The following is a 5,095-nucleotide window of genomic DNA, read 5'->3' on the forward strand; positions in this document are numbered from 1 at the left end:
GACCAGGCCGATGTTGACGCTGCGGTGGATGTTTTCCAGCAGCTTGGTCATTTCGGCAGCCTTGGGGCTGCTGACGGGCACAAGGGTCTGGATGGCGAGCTGGTACACGGCTTGGCCGAGCGCCAGGCAGGAAGACGTCATGCCGCCGATGACCTTGGGGATGTCCTTGGTGCCGAAGTGCGGGTTGCCGGGGTCTTCGCGCTCGGGGCTGAAGACGAGGGCGCAGTTGCGGCCGGGCTCCAGCCCGCGGCTGCGCAGGCGGGGTGCGACGACTTCTTCGGTGGTGCCGGGCCAGGTGGTGCTTTCCAGGCTCACGAGTTGTCCCTCTCGCATGTGCGGCAGCATGGCCTCGACCGTGTTGACGATGAAGCTCAGGTCGGGCTCTCGATGACGGGTGAGCGGAGTGGGCACGCAGATGATGAGGGCGTCGGCCTCGGCGGTGCGTGCAAAATCGGTGGTGGCTTCGAAACCCTGTTGCCGGGCCTGCTGGATCAGCTCCGGGGTCAGGCGTTCGATAAAGCTTTCGCCGTTGTTGAGCTTGTCGACCTTGGTGGCATCGATGTCGAACCCCAGTACGCGAATGCCCACTTCGGCAAAACGCAGCGCCAGCGGCAGGCCGACGTAGCCCAGGCCGTAGATGCCAACGCAAAGGGATTGGCGTTCGATGCGCTCATGGAGTGCCTGCAGGGCGGCAGGAAGGTGTGAGGGTAATTCGGACATGTCTTCATTGTCCTGCACAGAACGGGCAACGGAAGGGGGCGAGGTCGCGAGGATGGGTTGACGCGCTTTGAAGCCATGCTGCGTCCGTCACCTGGTGCGCGAGGTGGACCGCTTCCGCGTGGCCGCTCGGCCCGACCCCGGCGGTATGATCCGGCGGTGTTGTTCATCGCCTGGGGGCTGAGGGTTTGCGCGCATCCTGGCACATGCTGGCCGCGTTCACGGCCGGGCTGATCTTTTTCCGCTGGGCCGGTGCCCACGGCCTGGCCGACACGGCGCTGGCGGCGCGGCTCGTGATCGCGCTGTCGGTGGCGGCGGGGGTGGGCGCGGCCTGGCGCGAGGCGCGGCCCCGGCGGCAGGGCGCTGCAGTCACCATGCCGGCGCGCGACGCCCTGCGTGCCAAGACGGTGGCCATCTGGGTCTGCCTGCTGGCGCTGCTGCTGTGGCCAACGCTGCTGGCGCGGGTGTTCCCCGCCTGGCCCACCCAGGCGTCGTTCAACACCGAGTACCTGCTGGCGCTGCCCGCGCTGCTGCTGCTCACGCCCGCCTATGTGCGCTGGGCCGAGCGGCGCATGCCGCAGCCCGACGACGGCTATGCCCGCCTGGGGCAGGTGCTGCTGGGCCGGCGCCGCTGGCGCTGGGACGAGCAGCGGCCGCTGCTGCTGGCCTGGGCCGTCAAGCTGTTCTTCATCCCGCTGATGTACACGTGGCTGGTCATGGCGGTGACCTCGCTGCTGGGCCTGGAATGGCGCTGGTCGCCCACGGCGGTGGTGGCCGGGCTGTTCGCCTTCGGCCTCGGGGCCGATCTGCTGATCGCCACCGCCGGTTACGTGTTTGCCTCGCGGCTGCTGGACAACGAGGTGCGCAGCACCGATGCCACCTGGCTCGGCTGGCTGTGCTGCGTGCTGTGCTATCCGCCGCTGCTGGCCGTGCTGCACGCGCTCAGGCAGCAGACCGACGACGTGATCTGGAGCGACTGGCTGCAGCCGGCCGAGCCGCTGTACTGGCTGTGGGCGGCGCTGGTCACGCTGACCTGGCTGGTTTACTGGGTGTCCACCATGGCCTTCGGCCTGCGGTTTTCGAACCTGAGCTGGCGTGGCCTGGTCGATACCGGGCCCTACCGCTACACCCGGCACCCGGCCTACCTGTCCAAGAACCTGTACTGGTGGCTGCACACCGTGCCCTTCGTGGGCGTGGCCGACGCGCGCGATCTGATGCGCAACCTGGCGGGCCTGGCCTTTGTCAGCACGGTGTACTACCTGCGCGCCAAGACCGAGGAGCGGCACCTGATGGCCTTTCCCGAGTACGCGGCGTATGCGGCGCGCATCGGGCGGGACGGCTGGTGGGCCCGCTGCCGGCGCCGGCTGCGCGCCGCCCGGCCGGCATGAGCCGCTCGCGCTGGCTCATCCGCTGGCTGGGTGGCCCGCTGCTGGCCGTGCTGCTGGTCTGGATGCTGGCCCGCACCAGCGTCGCGCCCTGGCCCTGGCCGGTGCGCTGCACGGGCCAGACGCCGCCCGGGCTGGGCCGGATGATCGACACCGCCCGGGCATTGCGGCTGCCGGGGTTCCAACTGGCCTGGGAGGATGGCCAGGGCCGCCAGGGCAGTTGCGCCGCCGGCTGGGCGGGGCCCTGGGTATGGCAGGGCCCGCTGCGCACCGGGCACGTGATGCGCTATGCCAGCCTGTCCAAGATCCTGACCGCCAGCGTGGCGATGCAACTGTTTGCCGAGGGCAAGCTGCAGCCGGCCGACCGGGCGGTGGCGGTGCTGGGGCTGCCCGGCCCCTGGGCCGACCCGCGCGTGGCCGGGATCACGGTGGGCCAGTTGCTGCGGCATACGGCGGGCTTTGACCGTGCCCTGAGCGGCGACCCGATGATGGCGCCCCGCCCCCCGGGGTTTGATCTGCTGCCCTACCTGCGCTCGGTGCGCCTGGACCACGACCCGGGCACGCACTATGCCTATGCCAACGTCGGCTACCACTGGCTGGGTGTGCTGATCGAGCACGTCGAGGGCGCGCCGCTGGAGGCGGTGTTCCGCCGGCGTCTGCTGGCGCCGGCGGGGGTGGACACGGTCGTCGCCCTGCGTTCGGGCCAGCGCCTCGCGGGGGAGCCCCGGCACCGTTTTGACGCCCGTGAGCCGGCGGCCACGCTGCTGGCGTTCGACTACGGCGCCATGCTGGCCAGCGGGGCCTGGGCCGGCACGGCGGCGGATTTTCTGGCGCTGTTGCGCACGGTGTTCGGCGGCGCCGGACATCCCGGGCTGCTCACCGAGGCGCAGCAGCAGGCGATGTTCGCCGTGGACGCCGGCTGCCCCACCGGGCAGTGGCGCACCTGTCACGGCTTCGGCTTTTACCGCCACCAGGCACCGGGCCAGACCATGATGCATTGGCGCGATGGCAGCCTGCCCGGCGTCAGCAGTTTTGCCGCGCTGTTGCCGGACGGCGCGAAGCTGGTGTGGCTGGCCCACGGCCGGCGTCTGGACTGGGTCCGCGACAACGACCGGGTGGGGCAGGCCCTGTATGCCCTGATGCAGGAAAAATGGCCCGCTGATCGCCCGTGAACCGGGGTGCGTTGGGGTTACAGTGGTGGCCACAGGAGGAGGAACAAGGGCGATGAGGCGAATCTGGGCCGCGGCGGTGTTGGTGGCGTTGCTGATCGGGCTGGCGGCGGGCGCCTTGTGGTGGCAGGCCAGCCGCATGCAGCAGTTGCTGCGCGAGCAGGTGCTGTTCGAGGCGGAGCAGCGCAGCCGCCACCTGGCCGATGCCATGGCCGGCCAGATCGAGGCCATGGTCAGCTCGCTCGATCTGGCGCTGCAGGAGCTGGTGCGCCAGCGCATCGAGGGCCCGCCCGAGGGGTTTGCCGCGGTGGCGCGGGATACCCTGGCGGCGCTGCCGCGAGGTTTTGTGCCCTACATGACGGTGGTGGACCGCAGTGGCCACGTGGTGTTCAACACGCTCGGGGACGACAAGGGCGTCTACGTCGGCGACCGTGCGCATTTCCAGGCCCAGCGTGCCGGCGGCAACCGGTTGCACATCAGCGCGCCGGTGTATGCCCGTACCAGCCAGGAGTGGGTCTTCATCGTCAGCCGCCCGGTGTTGCGCGGCGGCCAGTTCGATGGCACGGTGCACTTGGTGGTGTCGTCGGCGTTTGTATCGGCCAAGCTGGCCGCGCTCGAGTTGTCGCGCTGGGACGTGGTGTCGCTGGTGCACGCCGACGGCAGCTTCCTGGCCAGCAACCGCGACCTGGACGCCCTGATGGGCACTCGGGTGCCGGCCGGCCGGCCCTTTCTCCAGCCGGACGCGCCGGCCAGCGGCAGCTTCAAGGCCAGCGGGGTGCGGGACAACCGCGCGCGCGCCTTCGGCTGGAAGACCCTGCCGGCATCCGGTCTGGTGCTGGCCATCGGCCTGGACGAGGAGGCGCTGCTGGCACCCCTGCAGCCCCTGCTGGCGCGCAGCTGGCAGATCGAGATGGCGCTCATTGCGATGCTGCTGGCCGGTGGCCTGCTGATCGCCGGGCTGATCTGGCGCGTGGGCCGTTCCCAGCTGGCCCTGCGGCAGCTCAACGACCAGCTCGAGCGCCGGGTGGCCGAGCGCACCGCCGAGCTGGAGGCGCTCAACGCCGAGCTGGAAATCTTTGCCTACAGCGTCTCGCACGACCTGCGCACGCCGCTGCGCAGCATCCATGGCTTTGCCAGCATTCTGGAAACCGAGGAGGGCGAGCGCCTGAGCGAGGACGCCCGCTCGTATGTGCAGCGGATCCAGGCCGCCGCCCAGCACATGGGCCAGCTCATCTCCGACCTGTTGTCGACGGCGCACCTGAGCCGCTCGGTCTTGCGGCAGGTGCCGCTGGACCTGAGCGCGATGGCGCGCGCGATCGTTGACGAGCTCGAACGCAGCGACCCGGGCCGGCGTGTGCAGTGGGACATCGAGCCGGGGCTGACGGCCGTGGCCGACCCGGTGCTGATGCAGTCGCTGCTGCAGAACCTGCTGGGCAACGCCTGGAAATACACTGGCCGCACGCCCGATCCCCGGGTGTCGTTGCGCCGCACCTCGGCCGGTGGCGGGATGCAGACCTTTTGCGTGCGGGACAACGGCGCCGGCTTCGACATGGCCTATGTGGACCAGCTCTTCCAGCCCTTCAAGCGCCTGCACCGCAGCGAGGAATTCGAAGGCACCGGCATCGGCCTGGCCACCGTCCGCCGCATCGTCCAGCGCCACGGCGGGCAGGTGGGCTGCGAGGGCCAGGTCGGCCAGGGGGCGGCGTTCTGGTTCTCGCTGCCGCGGGAGCCGATGCAGTCCTGAGCGCCACCGGCCGGGTGCCCGCTCTGGGGGACAATGCCGCTTTGCCCGCGTCCCCCATGTCTGCCAACCCCACCGCCCCC

Annotated in this window: 4 protein-coding genes; 3 read left to right on the top strand and 1 reads right to left on the bottom strand. The window is 70.4% G+C overall.

Annotated features, from left to right (window positions below; all coding sequences use genetic code 11):
• Positions 1-720, bottom strand: a 720-nt coding sequence (locus PHQ87_RS14295; protein WP_300235727.1) for a nucleotide sugar dehydrogenase, incomplete at its 3' end; no start/stop codon positions are given.
• Between the two features lie 203 nt (positions 721-923).
• Between PHQ87_RS14295 and PHQ87_RS14300 the strand changes: the two genes are divergently transcribed.
• From PHQ87_RS14300 to PHQ87_RS14310, 3 genes are read left to right on the top strand one after another with little or no spacing between them, the layout of a single operon-like run.
• On the top strand, positions 924-2,105 hold the full coding sequence (locus PHQ87_RS14300; protein ID WP_300235730.1) for an isoprenylcysteine carboxylmethyltransferase family protein: 1,182 nt from the start codon (positions 924-926) through the stop codon (positions 2,103-2,105).
• Complete coding sequence (locus tag PHQ87_RS14305) at positions 2,102-3,274, top strand: serine hydrolase domain-containing protein (RefSeq protein WP_300235733.1); 1,173 nt, start codon at positions 2,102-2,104, stop codon at positions 3,272-3,274. The genes PHQ87_RS14300 and PHQ87_RS14305 overlap by 4 nt, the downstream gene beginning before the upstream one ends.
• 52 nt (positions 3,275-3,326) lie before the next feature.
• A complete protein-coding gene (locus PHQ87_RS14310) occupies positions 3,327-5,015 on the top strand; it encodes an ATP-binding protein (RefSeq protein ID WP_300235736.1) in 1,689 nt (562 codons plus the stop codon).
• Positions 5,016-5,095 lie beyond the last annotated feature (80 nt).

This window comes from Hydrogenophaga sp., from assembly GCF_028698005.1.
In the GTDB taxonomy this organism is placed as follows: domain Bacteria; phylum Pseudomonadota; class Gammaproteobacteria; order Burkholderiales; family Burkholderiaceae_C; genus Hydrogenophaga.